17 protein-coding genes are annotated in these 21,942 nt (G+C 53.6%); 6 read left to right on the forward strand and 11 right to left on the reverse strand.

Features of this window, described 5'->3' with window-relative positions; genetic code table 11:
* Positions 1-5 precede the first annotated feature (5 nt).
* The 11 genes from CCY01nite_RS00730 to CCY01nite_RS00780 form a co-directional block, all read right to left on the reverse strand.
* A complete protein-coding gene (locus CCY01nite_RS00730; protein ID WP_146857391.1) occupies positions 6-587 on the reverse strand; it encodes a GNAT family N-acetyltransferase in 582 nt (193 codons plus the stop codon).
* Positions 584-1,648 (reverse strand): M20 family metallo-hydrolase, encoded by a 1,065-nt coding sequence (locus CCY01nite_RS00735; RefSeq protein WP_146857392.1) that lies wholly within the window; start codon positions 1,646-1,648, stop codon positions 584-586. The genes CCY01nite_RS00730 and CCY01nite_RS00735 overlap by 4 nt, the downstream gene beginning before the upstream one ends.
* A gap of 2 nt (positions 1,649-1,650) precedes the next feature.
* On the reverse strand, positions 1,651-2,433 hold the full coding sequence (argB, locus tag CCY01nite_RS00740) for an acetylglutamate kinase (protein ID WP_146857393.1): 783 nt from the start codon (positions 2,431-2,433) through the stop codon (positions 1,651-1,653).
* Entirely contained in the window at positions 2,434-3,387 is a 954-nt protein-coding gene (locus tag CCY01nite_RS00745) for a Rossmann-fold NAD(P)-binding domain-containing protein (RefSeq protein WP_146857394.1), read from the reverse strand.
* 7 nt (positions 3,388-3,394) lie between these two features.
* A complete protein-coding gene (locus CCY01nite_RS00750) occupies positions 3,395-4,522 on the reverse strand; it encodes an aspartate aminotransferase family protein (protein WP_146857395.1) in 1,128 nt (375 codons plus the stop codon).
* A 23-nt stretch (positions 4,523-4,545) separates the two neighbouring features.
* The gene (gene argC, locus CCY01nite_RS00755) at positions 4,546-5,535 is read right to left on the reverse strand and encodes an N-acetyl-gamma-glutamyl-phosphate reductase (RefSeq protein WP_146857396.1); all 990 of its coding nucleotides are present in this window, start codon (positions 5,533-5,535) and stop codon (positions 4,546-4,548) included.
* A gap of 15 nt (positions 5,536-5,550) precedes the next feature.
* Positions 5,551-6,747, reverse strand: coding sequence for an argininosuccinate synthase (gene argG, locus CCY01nite_RS00760; RefSeq protein WP_146857397.1), 1,197 nt, complete (start codon positions 6,745-6,747; stop codon positions 5,551-5,553).
* A gap of 65 nt (positions 6,748-6,812) precedes the next feature.
* Positions 6,813-7,580 carry a GNAT family N-acetyltransferase gene (locus CCY01nite_RS00765; RefSeq protein WP_146857398.1) on the reverse strand — a complete coding sequence of 256 codons (768 nt, stop codon included), beginning with the start codon at positions 7,578-7,580 and terminating at the stop codon, positions 6,813-6,815.
* A gap of 482 nt (positions 7,581-8,062) precedes the next feature.
* Positions 8,063-10,117, reverse strand: coding sequence for an alpha-L-fucosidase (locus tag CCY01nite_RS00770; protein ID WP_146857399.1), 2,055 nt, complete (start codon positions 10,115-10,117; stop codon positions 8,063-8,065).
* A gap of 139 nt (positions 10,118-10,256) precedes the next feature.
* Complete coding sequence (galK, locus tag CCY01nite_RS00775; RefSeq protein WP_146857400.1) at positions 10,257-11,402, reverse strand: galactokinase; 1,146 nt, start codon at positions 11,400-11,402, stop codon at positions 10,257-10,259.
* Positions 11,403-11,630: 228 nt separating this feature from the next.
* Complete coding sequence (locus CCY01nite_RS00780) at positions 11,631-12,959, reverse strand: sugar MFS transporter (protein WP_146857401.1); 1,329 nt, start codon at positions 12,957-12,959, stop codon at positions 11,631-11,633.
* Between the two features lie 187 nt (positions 12,960-13,146).
* Here CCY01nite_RS00780 and CCY01nite_RS00785 point away from each other — a divergent pair, with 187 nt between their 5' ends.
* The 6 genes from CCY01nite_RS00785 to CCY01nite_RS00810 all read left to right on the forward strand — a co-directional run bounded on the left by CCY01nite_RS00785 (position 13,147) and on the right by CCY01nite_RS00810 (position 21,918).
* Positions 13,147-14,778 carry an MFS transporter gene (locus CCY01nite_RS00785; protein ID WP_146857402.1) on the forward strand — a complete coding sequence of 544 codons (1,632 nt, stop codon included), beginning with the start codon at positions 13,147-13,149 and terminating at the stop codon, positions 14,776-14,778.
* A complete protein-coding gene (locus CCY01nite_RS00790) occupies positions 14,750-15,715 on the forward strand; it encodes an ROK family protein (RefSeq protein WP_146857403.1) in 966 nt (321 codons plus the stop codon). The genes CCY01nite_RS00785 and CCY01nite_RS00790 overlap by 29 nt, the downstream gene beginning before the upstream one ends.
* A gap of 84 nt (positions 15,716-15,799) precedes the next feature.
* The gene (locus CCY01nite_RS00795) at positions 15,800-16,852 is read left to right on the forward strand and encodes a glycosylasparaginase (RefSeq protein ID WP_146857404.1); all 1,053 of its coding nucleotides are present in this window, start codon (positions 15,800-15,802) and stop codon (positions 16,850-16,852) included.
* Between the two features lie 126 nt (positions 16,853-16,978).
* Positions 16,979-17,737, forward strand: coding sequence for a copper homeostasis protein CutC (locus tag CCY01nite_RS00800; protein ID WP_146857405.1), 759 nt, complete (start codon positions 16,979-16,981; stop codon positions 17,735-17,737).
* Between the two features lie 336 nt (positions 17,738-18,073).
* A complete protein-coding gene (locus tag CCY01nite_RS00805; RefSeq protein WP_146857406.1) occupies positions 18,074-18,850 on the forward strand; it encodes an endonuclease/exonuclease/phosphatase family protein in 777 nt (258 codons plus the stop codon).
* 170 nt (positions 18,851-19,020) lie between these two features.
* Positions 19,021-21,918: a GH92 family glycosyl hydrolase gene (locus tag CCY01nite_RS00810; RefSeq protein ID WP_146857407.1), complete on the forward strand. Its 2,898-nt coding sequence runs from the start codon at positions 19,021-19,023 to the stop codon at positions 21,916-21,918.
* The last annotated feature ends 24 nt before the right edge of the window (positions 21,919-21,942 follow it).

Here is a 21,942-nt window from a genome sequence, read left to right on the forward strand (position 1 = left end):
CAATTTTAAAAATCATACTTACCAAAAACCCGCTCCTTCACCTCCGGCCATTCTTCGATCAGCATCGAAAAATAAACCGTATTCCGCAACCGGCCATTCCAGTCAATCATATGATGCCGCAAAATGCCTTCCTCCTTACACCCGATACCCAGTATCGCATTCCGCGATTTTTCATTCCGTTCATTCGTTTTCAGCTCCACCCTGTTCAGTCCCATTACTTCAAACGCATGCTGCAGCATGGCGTATTTCACGGCGCGGTTAAGACCGGTGCGCTGCAGCTCCGGGTGTATCCAGGTATACCCGATCTCCGTTCGTTTATGCTGCGGCGTTATAGCCGCGAAACGGGTGCTGCCGGCCACGCGGCCGCTATGCTTGTCGATGATCACAAAAGGAATGGAAAGCCCCTGCTCCCGCTCCTTCAGCGCCACCTGGATGTATTTTTCCAGCTCTTCCCGGTTCCGGATACATTGCGAGGTGATCTCCCACAAAGAGGGCTCCAACGCCACTTCCAGCAGCGCATCCAAATCGGACGCCTGCAGCGGGCGCAGTAACACACGCTTGTTTTCCAGTACCGGTTCGAGGTTCATATTAATCCGGATAACAGTTTAATATAAGTATCAATGCCCTGGCGGATCTCCTCAAGATACACAAATTCGTCCGCTGTATGCGAGCGGGCGGAATCACCGGGACCTACTTTTACGGAGGTAGCCGGTATCAATGCCTGGTCTGATGTGGTGGGCGAGCCGTACAGCTGTTTGCCCAGGCGCAGACCGGCTTGTACCAGCGGATGATCTTTCGGGATGAAGGAAGGCCGCATGCGCATGGAGCGCGGCTTCACCTCGCATTGCACATGTGAACGGATGATTTCCAGCATCTCTTCAAGCGTATACTGGTCTGTTGCCCGCACGTCCACCACAAAGGAACATTCTGCGGGCACCACGTTGTGCGCTTTGTTGGAGGTCTGCACCACCGTCACGCTCATTTTCACCGGTCCCAGCGCTTCGGAGACCTTCGGGAACCGGAAGGTCCGGAACCAGTTGATATCATCCATCGCTTTATACAATGCATTTTCTCCTTCGTCCCGCGCCGCATGCCCGGCCCTGCCGTGCGCCACGCAATCCAGCACCATCAATCCTTTCTCGGCAATGGCCAGATCCGTTTTCGTAGGCTCGCCCACAATCGCCAGCGCGGGCGGCGGCAATACGTGCAGAATACTTTCGATGCCGTTCACACCGCTGATCTCTTCCTCCGCCGTAATGGCTACCACAATGTTATACGTCATTCCTTCCTGTTCATAAAAATGCAGGAAAGCGGCCAGCAGGCTCACCAGGCAACCGCCGGCGTCATTGCTGCCCAGTCCGTATAACTTTCCGTCCACCACATCCGGGGAAAAAGGGTCCCGGGTGTATTGCGGGTTCGGCTTCACCGTGTCGTGATGGGAATTGAGGAGGATGGTGGGCTTTGCGGGATCAAAATGTTTATTGACGGCCCAGATGTTGTTCAGATGTTGTTGATAGGGTACTCCTTTTTCCGCCAGGAACTGGCCCAGGAGCAATGCAGTGCCCTGCTCTTCCTTGCTGAAAGAAGGCGTGGCGATCAGTTGTTTTAAAAGCTGTACTGCATCTTCATAGTGTGCTTGGTTCCACATAGTTAGCATATTAACGTGCCGGCAACGGCATCGGTCGTATTTTTACGCACATCATCGGCATGACCGATCAGCACTTCCTTCACCCCGCTTTCAATGGCGGCAAAAGCGTTTTCCAGCTTCGGCAGGATGCCGTCCGACAGTACGCCTTCCGCCAGCAGGCTTTGGTAGATGCCGCGGTCGATAAGGTTGATCACGGCATTATCATCAGACGCATCCCGTAATACTCCTTTCTTTTCAAAGCAATATATTAAACGGACGGCATAATGAGCGGATAAAGCGATGGCGAGTGATGATGCGATGGTATCCGCATTGGTGTTCAGTATCTGTCCCGCGCCATCATGCGTGAGCGGCGAGAACACCGGCGTGAAGCCCGCGTCCAGCAGGAGTTTCACGGGTGCTGTCTGCACTTGTTCCGTAGTGATGTCGCCTACAAAACCATAGTCGGTCTCTTTCACCGGGCGTTTGGCGGCGGGGATGATATTGGCGTCCGCACCGGTCAACCCAATGGCGTTACAGCCTTTCGCCTGCAGCTTTGCCACGATCTGTTTGTTCACCAGTCCCCCGTACACCATTGTCACCACATCGATCGTTTCCGCGTCAGTGATGCGGCGGCCGTTCACGTACTGCGACTGTATGCCGAGCTTGTCCCCGATGCGGGTAGCGATCTTGCCGCCGCCGTGGATCAGTATCTTCTTTCCGGGGATGGCGGCAAAGTCAGCCAGAAACTGCTCCAGCAGCGCCGGGTTATCGATCACATTACCACCGACCTTGATTACATAAACCATTTAACGATGTTTTAAAATCTCGCTCAGCACCGCCTGCGCCGCCCATACGCGGTTGCCCGCTTCGGGGATCACGATGGACTGCGGCCCGTCGAGCACTTCATCCGCGATCACCACGTTCCTTCTCACCGGCAGGCAGTGCATCACCTGCGCGTTGTTGGTATTTTTCAGCGTTTCGTTCGATACCATCCAGCTCTGGTCCGTGCAGGTGATCTTGCCATAGTCTTTGTAGGAAGACCAGTTTTTCACATACACGAAATCCGCGCCCTCCAATGCTTTGCGCTGATCGTGAATGACCGGCGCCTGGCCGCTGAACTTCGGGTCCAGCTCATATCCTTCGGGATGGGTGATCACAAAATCCACTTCGTCCCATGCGTTCATCCACTGCGCGAAGGAGTTCGGAACAGCCTGCGGCAGCGCTCTTACATGCGGCGCCCAGGTCATTACCACCTTCGGTTTGCGCGGCTGCTGCCAGCGTTCTTTGATCGTGATCACGTCCGTCAGGCTTTGCAGCGGGTGCAGCGTGGCGCTTTCGAGGCTTACCACCGGCACGCCGGCATAGCGGATGAACTGGTTGATATATTTTTCCGTGTAGTCTTCCTCTTTATCTTTCAGGCCCGGAAATGTACGGATGGAAAGAATATCGAAATACTGGCCCATCACCGCGGCGGCTTCCTTCACATGCTCCGTTGTATTGCCGCTCATGATGGCGCCGTCGTTCATTTCCAGCGCCCATCCTTCTTTATCGATATTAAAAACGATCGCTTCCATGCCCAGGTTCTTTGCCGCCACCTGTGTGCTCAGGCGGGTACGGAGACTGGGGTTCAGGAAGATCATTCCAAGCGTTTTGTTTGCGCCAAGCCCTTTGTCTTTAAAGGGATCTTTTTTGTAGTCCAATGCTGTGCCCACGATACGTGGGACACTCGGGACATCCTCCACGGAAATAAATTGTTGCATAAAAATATTAGTTCGCTAGTTCCTGTTTAATGGCAGTCAAGAATTGATCAGCATGTTCCTTCGTCAATGCCAGTGAAGGCAGCAACCGGATCACGTTCGGTTTGGCTTCGCCGGTGAAGATCTTATGCTTGAATAACAATTCCTTTTTTACATGCGCCAGCTCCGCCGGCAATTCAATGCCGATCATCAGGCCCCGGCCTCTCACTTCCTTGATCTTCGGCAGCTTCTTCAGCTCCGTCATCAGGTAATTGCCGATGGCTTCCGCATTGGCGATAAGGTTCTCCTGCGAGATCACTTCCAGCACGGCAAGCGCAGCGGCGCAGGCCAGGTGATTACCGCCGAAAGTGGTGCCCAGCATGCCGTAGCTGGCTTTGAATTTCGGGGAGATAATGATGCCGCCGATGGGGAACCCGTTGCCCATGCCTTTCGCCATGGTGTAGATGTCCGCCTGCACGCCGGCATGGTCGTGGGAAAAGAACTTGCCGCTTCTGCCGTAGCCGCACTGTACGGAATCCGCGATGTACACGGCATTGTGCGCATCGCAAAGGCTTCTGATCTTTTGCAGGAAAGCGGGAGAAGCAACGTTGATGCCGCCTACGCCCTGTATGCCTTCGATGATCACGGCGCAGATCTCGTTCGTTTGAAACGCCACTTCCAGCGCTACCGGGTCTTCCCAGGGCAGGAAGATCACATTGTCCGTTTCATTCACCGGCGCCACGATGGCCGGGTTGTCCGTAGCGGCTACCGCAAGGGAAGTACGCCCGTGAAAGGATTTTTTGAAAGCGATGATCTTTTTATTGCCGTTATGGAAAGAGGCGAGCTTCAGCGCGTTTTCGTTGGCTTCAGCGCCGGAGTTGCAGAGGAACAGCTGGTAATCTTCTTTGCCGGACACCTGGCCCAGGAGCTTCGCCAGTTGCTGTTGCAACGGAATATGAACAGAATTGGAATAAAACCCTACTTTGCCCAGTTGTTCCGTGAGCCGCTTTACGTAGTGCGGGTGCGTGTGACCGATGGAGATCACGGCGTGGCCGCCATAGAGGTCAAGGTATTGCTGTCCTTTATCGTCCCAGACGTAAGAGCCTTCGGCTTTGGTAATGGTGATATCGTTAACCGGGTATACGTTGAATAGTTGCATGTGAGTTGTTGTTAAAAGATGAATTAGAACACGATGGATTTGAGCTTCAACCCGGCTGTTTCATCCAGCCCCAGTATGAGGTTCATATTCTGCACTGCTTGTCCTGATGCACCTTTCAGCAGATTATCCTCTATAGAATGGATCACCAGTTTGCCATCCGTTTTTTCCAGCTGGATGAGGCATTTGTTGGTGTTCACGATCTGTTTCAGATCTATTTGCTTTTGACTCACGTGCGTGAAAGGATGGCCTTCATAGTAGTCCGAGAACAACTTGTTGGCTTCTTCCAGCGTCAGCGCACATTCCAGGTAAGAAGTGATCCAGATGCCACGCGGATAGTCACCGCGTACCGGCACGAAGTTGAGCGCTCCGGAATACGCAGGCTGCAATGCCTGCAGGGTTCGTCGGATCTCTTTCAGATGCTGGTGCGTGAGCACTTTATAGGTAGATACATTATTGGCTCTCCAGGTAAAATGGGAAGTGGATTGCAGGCTCTGGCCCGCGCCGGTGGAGCCGGTGATGCCGGTGGTGTGCACTTCGTTCAGCAGGCCGGCCTTCGCCAGCGGCAGCAGGCCCAGCTGGATGCCGGTCGCAAAACAACCGGGGTTGGCGATGTTCTTTGCTTTGCGGATCGCTTCCCTTTGCAGCTCCGGTAATCCATATACGAATTCCCTTCCATTCACGCTTTCGCCTAAACGAAAATCCTGGCTGAGATCGATGACGCTGATGTGGTCCGGGATGGGCGTGGCTTCCAGGAACTTCCGGGATTCACCGTGCCCGAGGCAGAGGAATATCACGTTCACATCTTCCTGAATTTCTCCCGTAAATGTCAGCGATGTTTCGCCCAGCAGGTCCGCGTGCACGGCATACAAAGGGTTGCCGGCATTGCTCCTGCTGTGTACAAAGGCCAGCTCCACATCGGGGTGGTTCAGCAGCAGCCGGATGGTTTCCCCGCCGGTATATCCTGCCCCGCCGATGATGCCGGCTTTGAATTTCTTATCTGCGTTACCTTTCATCTTAAATTTTTACCCTTATTGCTTGTTATCCTCGTTCACCTGGTGCCAGATCATCGTCTGGTTACCGAAGATCTTGGAGAAGCCCCTTACGTCTTCACCGCTCCAGCCCTGGTTCATTTCGCCGTACTTGCCGAATTTGCTGCTCATCAGGTCGTACGCGGATTCGATGCCGGTCACCTGGAAGCGGTAAGGCAGCAATGTCACAAACACCTTGCCGGTTACGTGCTGCTGGCTGTTTTCCAGGAACGCTTCGATGTCGCGCATCACGGGGTCGAGGATCTGGCCTTCATGCAGCCAGTTGCCGTAGAACTGCGCCAGCTGGTCTTTCCAGCTCAGCTGCCATTTGGTGAGCACGTGTTTTTCCAGGGCGTGATGCGCTTTGAGGATCACCATCGGCGCAGCCGCTTCAAATCCCACACGGCCTTTGATACCGATGATGGTATCGCCTACGTGCACATCGCGGCCAATCGCAAAGGCGCCGGCGATGGATTGCAGGTAGATGATCGCTTCGGCGGGATGGCCGAATGTTTTATCGTTTACACCCTTCAGCTCGCCTTTCTCAAAGGTCAGCGTCACCTGTTCGGGTTGTTGTTTCGTCAGTTGCGTGGGGAACGCCTCTTCCGGCAGGAAGCCGTTGGAGGTGAGCGTTTCCTTGCCGCCCACGGAGGTGCCCCAGATACCCTTGTTGATGGAGTACATCGCTTTTTCAAAGTTCACCTGCACGCCTTTGGACTGCAGGTAGGCGATCTCCTGCTCGCGGCTGAGCTTCATATCACGGATGGGGGTGATGATTTCCACGCCGGGGATCATGATGTGGAAGATCATGTCGAACCGCACCTGGTCGTTACCCGCGCCGGTGCTGCCGTGCGCCACGGCGTCCGCGCCTACTTCCTTCACGTATTCCGCGATGGCCAGCGCCTGGCTCATCCGCTCGGCGCTTACGCTCAGGGGGTAGGTGTTGTTCTTCAGGATGTTGCCGAAAATAAGGTACCGGATCACTTTATCGTAGTAAGAGCGAACCGCATCTACGGTCTTGTGACTTTTCACACCCAGACTGTAGGCGCGTTGCTCGATCTCCTGCAGTTCTTCCGCAGTAAATCCGCCCGTATTCACGATCACGGAATGCACTTCATAGCCTTTCTCTTCTGAAAGATATTTTACGCAGTACGATGTGTCTAAGCCTCCGCTGAATCCCAGTACAACTTTTTTCATCTCTTATATTTGTTTTTTCATTGGTCAGATGAAACGCCCGCGTTCCATCTTATGATAGAATATACTTAAAGTCCCCAGAAGAAGAACCTTTTTTTACTGTTGCCGGCGGCGCCGCTGCTGTTATCTCTCCGCATGCTCTTGAGCAGCACATATTTCTTGTACCGCACCCATCTTTCGAAGAGGGAGAAATTGCCTTTGAACTTCCTTTTCTTCCGCGCTTCCATATTGCCGCCGGAGGTTACTACCAGCTTGTTCTTTTCCGCGGCAGCCTTCTCTTCCGCTTCTTTCGCCTTTTCCACGGGATCGTACAGCATGGCGGTGCAAAGGCAGTTCTTTCTGTTCTTGGCGGTGAGCACGTCAAAGTTAACACAGCTGCGGCAGCCTTTCCAGAATTCTTCGTCGTCCGTCAGTTCCGAATAGGTCACCGGTTCGTAACCGAGGTCGGAGTTGATCTTCATGACGGCGAGGCCGGTGGTGAGGCCGAATATTTTGGCGTCAGGATATTTTTTCCTGGACAGCTCGAATATTTTTTCCTTGATGGCCTTGGCAACGCCGTGGCCTCTGAAGGCGGGGTTCACGATGAGGCCGGAGTTCGCAACGAACTTTTCATGGCCCCAGGCTTCGATATAGCAGAATCCTACCCATTCGCCCGCTTTGGTGAGGGCGATCACGGCCTTCCCTTCGTCCATTTTGAGGGAAACGTAATCGGGAGAACGTTTGGCTATGCCGGTACCGCGTGCTTTCGCGGAAGCCTCCATCTCGTCGGTGATGGTTTTGGCATAATGCTTATCGCCGGCAGTGGCTGCCCGAACGATTATATCTTTATTTTCCAACTTCTTAAAATTGAAAATTGAAAATCAATAAATTGATGGTAAGTGGTCCGTTTCCGGAGAAAACACCCATGAGGGGGTCATGGTGTCAGATAGCGGGTGTTTGAGACGGCGCTATCAAATACGAGGTCGTCGGGAGAGATATCTAAATACAGGGAACCCAATAGCGGTAACACCACCTTCGAAGGAGGGGTGATAAGCAGAGATGTTGGTATGGGTTGAGATGTATTCCAACTTCAGTTCGTCATTAAATTGTTATAAAAAACGGTCTTTATTAGATTAAAGTAGATGCAAAGTTATAACTTATTTGGGAATCCAATCGATTTTTTTTGGGGAAGATAAAAAGGGAGGAAACGCGGACTGGCCTGTGTTTCCTCCCTTTTTTCGGGTGCTGATCATGCGTCTGTGGCGTGCTGCCGGATCATGGCCCCGGGATCATGCTTCCGGCCCGGCTTTTTACCTGCCGGTGCGGCCGTTTACCGGCGTCAGAACACCCCGATCTCCGCCGCCGCCGCTCTTTTCTCCTGCGCGCTGCCGGGAGCTACCGCCACCAGCCTGAAATATTGCGCCTGCACGGATTTCGGCAGCTTTACACGTTGTTTTACAGGGTTGTTCTGGATATTCGCAAAGCTGCCCTGGGCAACCGGCCGGCCCCAGTTTTTCCCATCGGTGCTCACGTAAAAAGCATAGTTGTAAACGATGCCGCGGCTGGGATGCGGAGTGTAGGTAAAGCCGTTAATGGTCGTTACGCCGCCCATATCCACCTGTATCTCATGCGGATATCCGCCGTCCTTGCTGATCCAGCCGGTACGGAGATCCCCGTCGATCGCCTTTTCGCCTTCTCCCCTGTTCTCCTGGCTGCTGACCTGCAGCAGTTTCCAGTTCACGGGCGCCAGGTCAAACTCCGCGGTGACGGTGGCGCTGGACTGCTTACCGTTGTTCACAAAAGCTTTGGCTTTTACCACGCCCGTTCCGGGAAAAGCGAACGGGGTGCCGGTGTATTTCGGGGAGCGCAGGGTGGGCTCGCTGCCGTTTGTTGTGTAATGGAACACCGGGTCCGGCGAAGCCGCGGTGATGCTCACCTGGCCTTCCTTGTTACGGCTGATGCCGGGATCGGCCAATAGTTCGGGGGCTTTGAAGAGCTTTACTTCGCTGATAACGGGACAAGCTTTTGCGTCCAGCAGTTCGATCTTCACAGCGGCCGTGGTGATCGTGGGCAGCCGCAGGATGCGCTTGTACCCGATCGTGGTTTCATTCGCCACCTCGCGGTAGGTGTTGCCTTCCCGCACGCTTACCCTGAAGGATTTCACGCGCTGGCCCAATGCGATGTATTCCTGTATCTGCAGGCGGTTGAACGTCACCGGCCGTTCGAAGCTCAGGGTGATAGTGCCCTGCAGCTCGCCGTCGTTCGTGGCCCAGTAGGTATTCGGATTATTGTCGGTCAGATGCACAGCGCTGCTCAGCATGCTGTTCTTCCGTGTATTGGTCACCGTTGTTCTGGCGCGGATGGCGAGATTGGTTTTAAAAGATTCGTCCAGCACCTTTCTCAGTTCCATCAGCCGCAGTGAATCGTTTTTATGGATGAGGCCCCGGCGGTCTACCGGAACATTCAGGAGCAGGTTGGCGTTGCGGCCCACGGATTTGTAGTAGATGTCCAACAGCCAGGGCAGCGTTTTCACTTTGTCATCCGTAGACGGACTGTAAAACCATCCCGGACGGATGGATACATCCGCTTCACCGGGCACCCAGTGCGTGCCGTCTTCCTGTCCTCTGTTCAGAATATCCTGTATGCCGGGCATGCCGGGGTGAAATTCTTCCCTGTTCAGCGTGCTCCAGTTGGTTTCCCCGGCAAAGCCGTTCTCGTTACCGATCCAGCGGCAACCGGGACCGGCGTCGCTGAAGAAGATCACGTTGGGGTGGATGTCCCGTACGGTCTTGTGGAACAGGTCCCAGTCGTACACCTGCTTCTTGCCGTTCGGCCCTTCGCCGTTCGCGCCATCGAACCACTGCTCAAACACATCGCCATAATTCGTATGCACTTCTTTCAGCTGGTTGGCAAATACCTGGTTATATTCCGGTGTGCCGTACGCGGGATGGTTCCGGTCCCAGGGCGAGAGGTACACCCCGAAAAGCAGTCCCGCTTCCTTACAGGCTTCAGAAAGCTCCTTCAGCACATCGCCTTTCCCGTTCTTCCAGGCGCTTTCGCGCACGGTGTGCTTGCTGTAGGCGCTTGGCCAGAGGCAAAAACCATCGTGGTGCTTGGCGGTGATAATAATGCCTTTCATACCGGCGGCCTTTGCTGTACGTGCCCACTGGCGCGCATCGAGCTGCGTGGGGTTGAAGACCTTCGGGTCCTCGTCCCCATGCCCCCACTCCTTGTCCGTAAAAGTGTTCGGCCCGAAGTGTATGAACATGTAATATTCCAGCTGCTGCCATTTCAGCTGCGCAGCGGACGGCAGGGCGCCGTACGGCTTGATATCCTGCTGCGCCAGCAACCGCGTGGAACCGAGCAGTAAAAAAATGAAAAGTGCTTTTCTCATAGTGCTGTAATTTAACATCCTGCCGGCCATTTCCCGCACATTGGTAAGATCGTGATAAAGAAAGTTAAAATAATATGACGACAAAAAAAGCGATGGTCACCGACCATCGCCCTTTCCTTACCCACTCACATATATCAACCTAATTCATTTTAGTGCCGTCTTCGATAGCCGTCACATATACTTCCGGTATTTTACCAAATTTCTCTTTATAACGTGATTGAATAAACGAAATGAAGCCATCTACCTGATCCGTTTTTACCAGGTTGATGGTGCATCCGCCGAAACCGCCGCCCATCATGCGTGCGCCGGCCACTTCGGTTCTTTCTTTCGCCAGGTCCGCCAGGAAATCCAGTTCCGGACAGCTCACTTCATACAGTTTGCTCAATCCTTCATGCGAAGCATACATCAGCTTCCCCACTTCGTCCAGTTCGTTTTTTTGCAAATGCGCGCAGGCTTTTCCCACCCGTTCGTTTTCCTGGGTAACATACAGACAGCGGTCGTATACTTTCGCGGGCAGTTTGTCCCGGTGCTGCTCCACCTGGGCCGCGGTAAGGTCACGCAGGCTTTTGATGCCGGGGAAATACGCCTTCAACACTTCCACGCCTTCCTCGCACTGCGCGCGGCGTACGTTATATTCGGAAGACGCCAGCGAATGGTGCACCATGGAGTTGCACAACACAATCTTGTAATCTCTGGAAAACTCGAACGGGAAATACTGGTATTCCAGGCTGCGGCAATCCAGCAGCATCACCTGGTCTTTCTTACCGTGCAGGTTCGCGAACTGGTCCATGATACCACATTTCACGCCGGGGAAGGTATGTTCCGCCAGCTGGCCTATTTTGGCCATGTCCATCCGGCAGAGGCCAAAGCCCAGCAGATGGTCCAGCGCCACTACCAGCCCACCTTCCACCGCGGCGGAGCTGCTCATGCCGGCGCCAATGGGAATGTCGCCGGTGATCACGCAATCAAATCCTTTCACTTCAAAACCCCGCTGCTGCAATTGGTATACAACACCCATCAGGTAATTGATCCAGCCGTCCGACGGCTTTACGTCCTTCAGGGAAAAAGAGCGCTGCTCGTTATTAAACAAGGCATAAGCGTTACAGGTATCCGTGCCGTTTAAAGCGATGGCGTAAATGATCTTCTTGTCGATCGCCGCGGGCAGTACAAAGCCCTCATTATAATCCGTATGCTCTCCGATGAGGTTGATCCGGCCGGGCGAACTCACTATAACCGGTTCATTTCCAAATAACTCGTGGAATCTTTCCTTTACTTGCGCAATCATTTAAAGCGTATTTTTTACACCTAAAAGTATAAAAACATACTGGCAAGGCAAAAATCCCGGAAAAAAAATTCTGCTGATAGGATATTACCTCTCTTCTCCATGTGCTCTCCTTGTCTTCTCCTTGTGTTCTCCTTGTCTTGGGGTTGTGGCGAGGGGATTTGTTAAAATAATACCAAAACGGGCATTCCCGCGAGAGAATGCCCGTTATATAAAAAAGGTATGACCGGATCAGACGGGTAAGCCCTTCTTGTGACCCGCGTAAGCGAAATAAAGGATGTAAAGGTAACAGGGGATCATGATCGCGTAAGGCAGTTGACGGTTGTTGTCCATTGCTTCCACGATGAGGCCGTACACGGGCGGCAGGATGGCGCCGCCGGCTATGCCCATGACCATCAGTGCGGAGCCCTGTTTGGTGAAAGGCCCGAGCTTGTTGATCGCCAGCGGCCAGATGCCGGGCCACATCAGCGAATGCGCGAAGCTCATGAGAATGATGAACACGATGGAGGTCATCCCGGTAGTGAGCAGGGCGCCTAAAGTGAATACCACGCCGAGGATGGCGCAGGTGATCAACGCCTTCTTCTGGGTGATGTATTTTGGTACGGCCACCACGCCAATGAGGTAACCGATGGTGAATGCCACCAGGCAATAGATGCTCAGGTTACTGGCCACGTCTTTCGCCAGGCCGTTGTATTCGCCATACAACGCCAGCGTATCGATCGCAAGCACTTCCACGCCTACATATACAAAGATGCAAAGCGCGCCGAGCAGCAGGTAAGGTATCTGGAAAAGGGAAGTGCGGCCATACACGTCCACACCGGGCGCCACAGCAGGCACGGGTTTTCCTTCTTCTACATCCAGCTTCGGCAGCTCGTCTTCTTCCTGGTTGATTTCCGGCAGATGCGCGCGGCGCACGAAGATAGCGAGCAGTACCAGTACCACGGCCATGATGGCGTAAGGCATGATCAGGCGGCTGGCCAGCAGGTCCAGCTCCGCTTCTTTTGCCGCGCCTGTCAGGGAATCGATCTTGTGAGAGATCTCGATGGTGTCGCTGAACAGGAGCTTCACCAGTACAAGGATGCCGATCATCCCGGCGATCTTGTTACAGATGCCCATGATGCTGATGCGTTTGGCGGCGCTTTCGATGGGACCGATGATCGTCACATAGGGATTGGAGGCGGTCTGCAGCAAAGCAAGACCGGTACCCTGCACGAACAGTCCGATCAGGAAAACGGGGTAAGACCGCAGCTGCGCCGCGGGGATGAAGATCAGGGAACCCGCCGCGATCGTCAGCAATCCTACGGACATCCCCCGTGGAAAGCCGATCTTCCGGAGAATAAACGAAGAAGGGTAAGCCATCACGAAATAGGAAATGTAAAAGGCGGTGGCTACCAGGTAGGCCGCGGAATCGCTGAGTTCACAGGCCTGTTTCAGAAAGGGGATCAATACGGAGTTCAGCCAGGTTACGAAACCGAAAATAAAGAATAGCGTGGCAATGATCGCCATTGCCTGTTTGTAGTTACCGCGCGGAGCGGCAACTGTAGCGGACTTATCATTCATCGGACGGTAGGTTGATTAAATAAAGAATAAAGATTGGCACGAACATAAAGAACAATTTGCTAATTTCATAAATATATTAGCTAAAACGTTTGAGCAGTAAAAGAAAATACAACTTTTCTTCGACTTTTTAATCTTTTGTCAAAAAAATATTTATACATTTAGAGCCAATTTTAACAAATTCACGTTTATGTCGCAGCAAAGCAAGCAAGGCACACATCCCACGTTTTTTGTACTGATACTGGTATTTTTCTTCTGGGGATTTGTAGCAGCGTCTAACAGTATTTTCATCCCCTTTTGCAAAGCGCATTTCGATTTGAACCAGATCCAGTCGCAATTGATCGATTTTGCTTTTTACGGGGCGTATTTCATCGGGGCACTCATCTTATACCTGCTTTCAGCGATAAGGGGAGTTGATATATTGAACAAGATCGGGTTCAAGAAAGGCATCATCTACGGCCTGCTGATCTCCGTTGTTGGCGCGGTAGCGCTGATCGGCGCGGTGAATGCGGGCGAAGGGATGGCGGACAAGACCGCGGCCTTTTACCTGATACTCGGCGCCTTTTTTATTGTGGCCCTTGGTTTTTCCCTGCAACAGACCGCGGCGAACCCCTTCGCCATTCTGCTCGGTGATCCCGCAACGGGCTCCCACCGGCTGAACCTCGCGGGCGGCGTGAACTCCTTTGGTACTACTATCGGCCCGCTGATCGTGAGCATGCTGCTATTCGGCAGCGCGAAAGACGGCGGCGCGGCAGTAGATACGGACATCAGCAAGATCAATACCCTTTACCTTCTGCTGATCGGGCTGTTCCTGATCGCAGCGGGCATCTTCGCAGTCACTAAAATGCCAAAAGGCACGGAAGACGAACATTTTGAATCCTCCTCCAAAGCCACCGGCTCACTGGTAGGCATCTCCCTGATGTTCATCCTCATTCTCGCCGGCATCGTGATCGACAAACCGCTGCCTTTCTTCATTGCCGGCATCGTCGGCATCCTCCTGATCCTTTTCTATTCCCAATCCTCCGCGCGCAAAGCCGGCGAAGGCTGGGGAGCGATGAAATATCCGCAGCTGATCATGGGCATGATCGCCATCTTTGTATATGTGGGCGTGGAAGTGAGCGTAGCGAGCAACATGGGCGAGCTGCTGAAAAGACCCGGCTTCCTCACCATGGAGGGACTGAAGGAATCCGAGCTGGATCCCTACATCGCCATCTTCTGGGGCGGTCTGATGATCGGCCGGTGGACGGGCGCCATCACCGTATTCAACATTTCAAAAACAGCCCGCCAGGTATTGTCCGTGGTGGTGCCTTTCATAGCTTATGGCGTGATCCTCGGCGTAAATGCGCTGAAAGGAAATGATGTAAGCAAATTATATCCTTTCGCCATCTGCATCGCCATACAGATCCTGGGCTTCTTCTATGGACAGGAGAAACCGGCCAAAACGCTGATGACGTTCGGCATCATGGGCGTTGCGGCCATGGTCATCGGCCTGTTTACCGAAGGTGAAGTAGCTACTTTTGCTTTCATCAGCGGCGGCCTTTTCTGCTCTGTGATGTGGCCCTGCATTTTTGCATTGTCCATCGCCGGGCTCGGTAAATACACCGGTCAGGGCTCTTCCTTCCTGATCATGATGATCCTCGGCGGCGCGCTGATCCCCCCGGTACAGGGCGGCCTGGCGGACGTTCAGGAAATAGGCATACATATGTCTTACATCGTACCGGTGATCTGTTTTGCATATCTGGCATTTTTTGCCATTCGCGTTAAATCAATTTTAAAATCCCAAGGATTAGACTATGAGTCAGCAATTAGCGGTGGGCATTGATATTGGAGGTACAAATACAAAATTTGGAATCGTAGACCGTCGTGGTAATATTTTATGCCAGGACAGGATGTCAACCAAAGCTCACGAAGAAGTAACGATGTTCCTGGCAGAACTGCACGAACGTTTATCGAAACTGATAGACCAGGTAGGTGGCATCGAGCACATCAAAGGTATTGGCGTAGGTGCGCCGAACGGTAACTATTACACCGGTAATATTGAATATGCGCCGAACCTGCGCTGGAGAGGGATCATTCCCCTGGCGCAGATGCTGCAGGACCTCTTTGGCCTGCCGGCCGTGCTCACCAACGACGCCAATGCGGCGGCGCTCGGTGAAATGACCTACGGGTCCGCACGCGGCATGAAAGATTTTATTACCATCACCCTCGGCACCGGCGTAGGCAGCGGCATTGTGGCAAACGGGCAGCTGATCTATGGTCACGACGGATTTGCCGGCGAACTCGGCCACATCATTGTGGTGCCCGGCGGACGCCTGCATCCCGGCACCGGCATGCACGGCTCGCTGGAAGCCTATGCTTCCGCCACCGGCGTTACCAACACCGCCCTCGAACTGCTGGAAAGCCGTCCCGATGAACCCAGCGTTCTCCGCAACCACAAGAAAGAAGAGATCGATTCCAAAGTGATCTACGAAGCGGCGATCAAAGGCGACAAGCTCGCGATCGAGATATATGAATTTACCGGCAGGATACTGGGCGAAGCCCTTGCCAACTTCGTGATGTTCTCCAGCCCGGAAGCCATCGTGCTTTTCGGCGGCCTCACGCAGGCGGGAGACCTCATCATGCGCCCCGTCCGCCATCATATGGAAAAGAACCTGTTACCCATCTTCCAGAACAAAGTAAAGCTCGTGTTCTCCGAACTGCGGGAAAGCGACGCCGCCATTCTCGGCGCCAGCGCCATGGCCTGGGAGATGAAAGACTAGACAACAACGGAAATAAGACCAGTTCAATATCGCGAATGATCCTTCACCGGATCATTCGTATTTTTAGGCCATAATATTTGAACGATGAGCAGTAGAAGACATTTTTTCAAAACCGCCGCCGCAGGTGCCGCCCTGCTTTCGCTCGACGGGCCTTCCGCATTTGCGCAATCCCGCAAAAGCAGGCGGACCGTTGTAAAAGGCAAGCCCATTGTAGTATCTACCTGGGATTTTGGCGTAGCCGCCAACAAAGCGGCCTGGGAAGTGCTGGAGAAAGGCGGCCGCGCGCTCGACGCCGTGGAAAACGGCGTGCATGTGCCGGAAGCTGATCCGAAGAACACCACCGTGGGATATGGCGGCGCGCCGGACCGCGATGGCCGCGTGACGCTGGACGCCTGTATCATGGACGAATTCGGCAATTGCGGGTCTGTAGCCGCGCTGGAACATATCAAACATCCCATTTCCGTGGCCCGCAAAGTGATGGAGAAAACGCCGCATGTAATGCTCGTAGGCGACGGCGCCCTGCAGTTCGCGCTTGAAAACGGCTTTCAGAAAGAAAACCTGCTGACGCCCGAATCGGAAAAAGCATGGAAAGAGTGGCTGAAAAAAGCGGAATACAAACCGGTCATCAATATCGAAAACCAGTCTTACGAAGGCAAACCCTCCGCCTTCAACCCGCTGCAGCTCCCCGGCAATGTTTACAATCACGATACGATCGGGATGGTGGCGATGGATGCGGAAGGCAACCTCTCCGGCGCCTGCACCACCAGCGGCATGGCGTACAAGCTGCATGGCCGCGTGGGAGATTCCCCGATCATTGGCGCGGGGTTGTACGTGGACAATGAAGTGGGTGCTGCCACGGCTACCGGCGTGGGGGAAGAAGTGATCCGCGTGGTGGGGAGCTTCCTGGTAGTGGAGCTGATGCGGCAGGGATACTCGCCCGAAGCAGCCTGCAAAGAAGCGGTGATGCGCATCGTGCAAAAAAAACCGGCGAAAGCGAAAGAGATACAGATCGGTTTTCTCGCGCTGAACAAAAAAGGGGAACACGGCGCATTCTGCCTGCAGCCCGGCTTCAGCTACGCCGTGAAAAATGCGGATACGGAGAAGGTCGTGAAAGGCAAGTTTTATTTTACGAAATAAGAGAAAACATTTCCTGGAAGCTGTCCGCAGAAGAGAACCACCCGGTTCTATTTTTGCGGACAGTTTTTTTGTCGGCCACCGCTGCTTTTTGGCGGCTCCCGGGAAAGAACCGTACTTTTACACATCATGAAAAAGATCACACTCGAAATATGCGCGGCATCGGTAGCGTCCTGCATCGCCGCGCAGGAAGGCGGGGCGGACAGAATAGAGCTTTGCGACAACCTGCTGGAAGGCGGCACCACACCGGGTTACGCCACGATACTCACCGCGCGGGAAAAAGTGCGCATTGCATTGTACCCCATCATCCGGCCGCGCGGAGGTGATTTTTTGTATGACGATATTGAATTTGCGATCATGAAAAAAGATATCCTGCTTTGCAAACAGGCAGGATGCGACGGCGTGGTGACCGGCCTGCTGACCGCGGACGGAAAAGTGGACAAGGAACGTACGCGCGAGCTGGTGGAGCTGGCATGGCCGATGGGCGTTACGTTTCACCGTGCGTTCGATATGACGGCCAACGCATTCGAAGCACTCGAAGATGTGATTGACGCCGGTTGCGAACGCATTCTCACATCCGGGCAAAAGAACACGGCCCCCGAGGGTGCGCAGCTGCTGGCTGAGCTCGTGAAAAAAGCGGACGGACGTATCATCATCATGGCCGGCTCCGGCGTAAGAGCAAACAATGTAGCGGAACTGGCAAAAACATCCAGCGTTACCGAGTTTCATACCACCGCCAAAACGTATATCGACAGCCGCATGCAATACCGCAACCCCGATGTAAGCATGGGCGGCATTCCCGGCGTGCCGGAATACGGCATCGCCGTGACGCAGGCGGAACAGGTGAAGCTCATCCGCCAGGAAGCGGAATCGGCTCTCAATGCATAAAAAATATTCGCATTGATCCTCACGGCAAAACGCCCGAAACGAAAATTCTCCCCAAATCGTGTATAAAAAATATTTCTTTCATAACTCACTCTGAAAGAATCCTCCATCGTGTTTTCAATATTAAATTTCCGTACGGAACCACCCGCGCATTTGCCAATGCATTAAATAAATTTTAAATTAGTGGCAGATTGAAGAACCAGGATTTCCTTTCGCTTAGTATTGCAGACACAACGACAAGATGCTGATGATGTAGCACGGAAAGGCATGAAAGTTGTATCGGTTTGACGGAACTAACAGTTAATTTCATATATCATCCGGACATCTTAACACATTCATATGCAGCGATCCATTATCATTCTGATGATCGCGCTTCTTCCAGGCGTTCCCGCATGGGCGCAGGTACAGGGGCAGATCATCAAGGTACTTAGCTACAACATCCATCACGGCGAGAACACCAACGGCCAGCAGGATATTGCCGGTATTGCGAACGTGATCCTCGCCACTAATCCAGACCTGGTGGCATTGCAGGAAGTAGACAGCTGCACAAACCGTGTTCAGAAGAAAGATCTGCTCAAAGAACTCGCCGCGCAAACAGGTATGTATATTTATTTCGGCAAGTCCATGAGCCACGATGGCGGCTCTTATGGCAACGGCATCCTCTCCCGCTACCCGATCGAGCACATGTATACCATTCCGCTGCCGGCCAAAGGAGAAGGTGAACCGCGCTGCGCCGCCGTAGTGAAAGTAAAGCTGCCGGGAGACAGCCTGCTGCAATTCGCGAGCACCCATCTCGATCACCTGGAAAATCCCGCGGGCCGTATGGCGCAGGCGGACAAATTGCTGAAACATTTTTCGAAAGACAGCCTGCCGCTGATCCTTGCCGGCGACCTGAATGCGGAACCCTCATCCCCCGAAATTTCCGCATTAACAAGCATTTTCATAGACGCCAGCGAAAAGCTCGGTCCTACCTGGCCCGCAGACACCCCTACACAAAAGTTGGATTACGTGTTGCTGCGGCCATCATCCCAATGGAACGTCGTGAACGCGCTCGTGCTGCAGGAAACGGTTGCCTCCGACCACCGGCCGGTGATTTGTGAGTTGTTGCTGAAATAATGAAACACATACAATTTTCACCCAAAACAATACCCTTTTGCCTCCTTTCACCGGGAGGCTTTTCTTTGCAATCGATTCACCAGTTTTTTCCCGTACTTAAACGTTTTAGCGATCACTTTTTGCCTATTTTAGCTTTTTCTGCAAGTAGCATATTAAACAATACAGTGATGATGAAAAAATGGTTGGCCGCGCTGGCCCTCGGGCTGGCATCCGCCGCGCAGGCGCAGCAAACGGATTATACACAGAAAGTAAACCCCTTTATCGGCACAGGCGGTCACGGGCACACCTATCCCGGCCCCAGCCTGCCCTTCGGCATGGTGCAGTTGAGCCCGGATACAAGACTGAAAGGGTGGGACGGCTGCTCCGGCTATCACTATACAGATTCCGTACTCTACGGCTTTTCGCACACCCATCTCAGCGGAACCGGCATTGAGGATTACTGCGATGTGCTGCTCATGCCCGTAACAGGCCAGCCTTCCTGGAACAACGAAGACTACGCCTCCCCTTTCTCGCACAACAACGAAAAAGCATATCCCGGTTTTTACAGCGTTAAACTCAACAAATACGATATCACCGCATCACTCACCGCTACCAAACGTGTGGGCCTGCACAAATATGAATTTCCCGCTTCGGCCAAAGAAGGACACGTGCTGCTCGATCTTTATCACCGCGACATCGTGATCAACTCCAGCCTGAAAGTGCTGAACGACAGTACCGTCACCGGCATGCGGCGCTCTACCTCCTGGGCGAAAGACCAGGTGTTGTATTTCGCTATGAAATTCTCGCAGCCTTTCACCGCGCATACCGTGGCACTGGGAGATACTACCAAAGGCGCACTGAAAGAAGCCGAAGGCCGCAACATCAAAGCATACTTTACATTCGACGCCAGCCGCCCCGTACTGGTGAAAGTAGCCATCTCCGGCGTCAGCGAAGAAGGCGCGATGAAAAACCTCAACGCCGAAATGCCCGGCTTCGACTTTGAACAAACACTGGCAGCAGCCAGATCCGCCTGGAACAAGGAACTGGGCAAGATCGAAATAAAAGGCGGCACACCCGACCAGCAAACGATCTTCTACAGCGCATTATACCACGCCTGCCTCAATCCCAATCTCTACATGGATGTGGACGGGCAATACCGCGGAACAGACCAGCAGATACACAAAGCCGAAGGGTTCGACAACTACAGCGTGTTCTCCCTCTGGGACACCCACCGCGCCCTGCATCCGCTCATGACCATCATCAACCAGCAAAAAACGAACGACTGGATCAACACCTTCCTGGTGCAATACAAATACGGCGGCATGCTGCCGGTATGGGAGCTGAGCGCCAACGAAACCTTCTGCATGATCGGCTATCACTCCGTGCCGGTGATCGCGGACGCCTACCAGAAAGGCATCCGTGGATACGATGCTAAATACGCGCTGGAAGCCATGCGCAGCTACGCAGAAAGCGACCGCTTCGGCATACAGGATTATATCCGGCAGGGGTACCTCAGCCTTGAAACACAGCCTGAATCGGTATCGCGCACGCTGGAATATGCGTATGACGACTGGTGCATTGCACAGATGGCGCTGTGGCTGGGTGATAAAGCCACCTACGAGCGTTATATGCTGCGGGCGCAATCCTACAAAAACATTTACGACGATTCCACCGGCTTCATGCGCGGCAGGATCGGCGGCAGGTGGATGAGCCCCTTTGATCCCACAGAAGTGAACGGCTTTTTCACCGAAGCCAACTCCTGGCAATACAGCTTCGCCGTGCCGCAGGACGTTAGCGGCCTGATCAAACTGCATGGCGGCACTGCGCAATTCCTGCGGAAGCTGAACGCTTTGTTCACCACGGAAGCAAAGCTCTCCGGCCGCCATCAGTCGGATATCACCGGGCTGATCGGGCAGTATGCGCATGGTAACGAACCGAGCCATCATATCGCCTATCTCTTCAACTACGCCGGCCAGCCGTGGAGAACACAGGAGCTGACACACCAGGTGATGACCACATTGTATCACAATGCGCCGGACGGATTGAGCGGCAACGAAGATTGCGGACAGATGAGCGCCTGGTTCGTGATGAGCGCCATGGGCATCTATCCCGTTACGCCCGGCAGCGGCACCTATGCACTCGGCACACCGTTGTTCGACGAAGTGATCATCCACCTCGAAAATGGAAAACAATTCTCCATCAAAGCAAAAAATCGCACCACCAATAATTTCTATGTGCAGTCTGTACACGTGAACAGCAAACCGCTCAACATCGCGCAGATCGATCACGCCACGATCATGAAAGGCGGTTCCATGATCTTCTCCATGGGCAATCAACCGAACAAAACGTCGGCCACGCAGCAGCCCGTAAGCAGCATCCGCACCACGCCGATCGTCCGCGCACCTTATGTGGAAGCAGCGGCGGATCGCTTCAAAACGCCTATCCACGTAACGCTGAAAGCTGACGCGCCCATTTACTACACGCTCAACGGCGCTACGCCCGACCGCACATCACCCCGCTATACAAAGCCCGTGGAGATAACGGAAACGTGCACACTAAAAGCAATAGCATACAGCAATGGCCGTTACAGCCAGATAGTGGCTACCCCCTTCTACCGCATTCCCACGGACAAAACGGTGCGGGTATTGTCGAAGATCAACCCCGCCTTTGATGCGGGCGGTCCGGATGCGCTGATAGACGGCATCCGCGGCAAGGAGGATTTCCGCCTCGGCGCCTGGCAGAGCCACTACCCCGGCGACCTGGAAGCGATTGTTGACCTGAAGGCGCCGCGGCAGCTGAAAAAACTCGGGCTGGGCGTGCTGCAGGACCTTGGCAGCTGGATATGGTATCCCACGCAGGTGGAATTTCTCGCATCCGAAGATGGTCAGCATTTTACGTCCATCGGCGTGGTCAAGAACACCTTTTCAGACAGGGAATACGGCAGCCACATCCAGGAGCTGACGCTGCCGGTGAACGTCAGAACGCGGTATGTGAAAGTGATCGCGCGCAATCACGGCGTTATCCCGGACTGGCATCCCGGCAAAGGGGAAGCGGCGCATATTTTTGCGGATGAAATCATTATAGAGTAGTATTTTCCGGTAGATAATAAACAA

It is taken from the genome of Chitinophaga cymbidii, assembly GCF_007992715.1.
GTDB lineage: Bacteria > Bacteroidota > Bacteroidia > Chitinophagales > Chitinophagaceae > Chitinophaga > Chitinophaga cymbidii.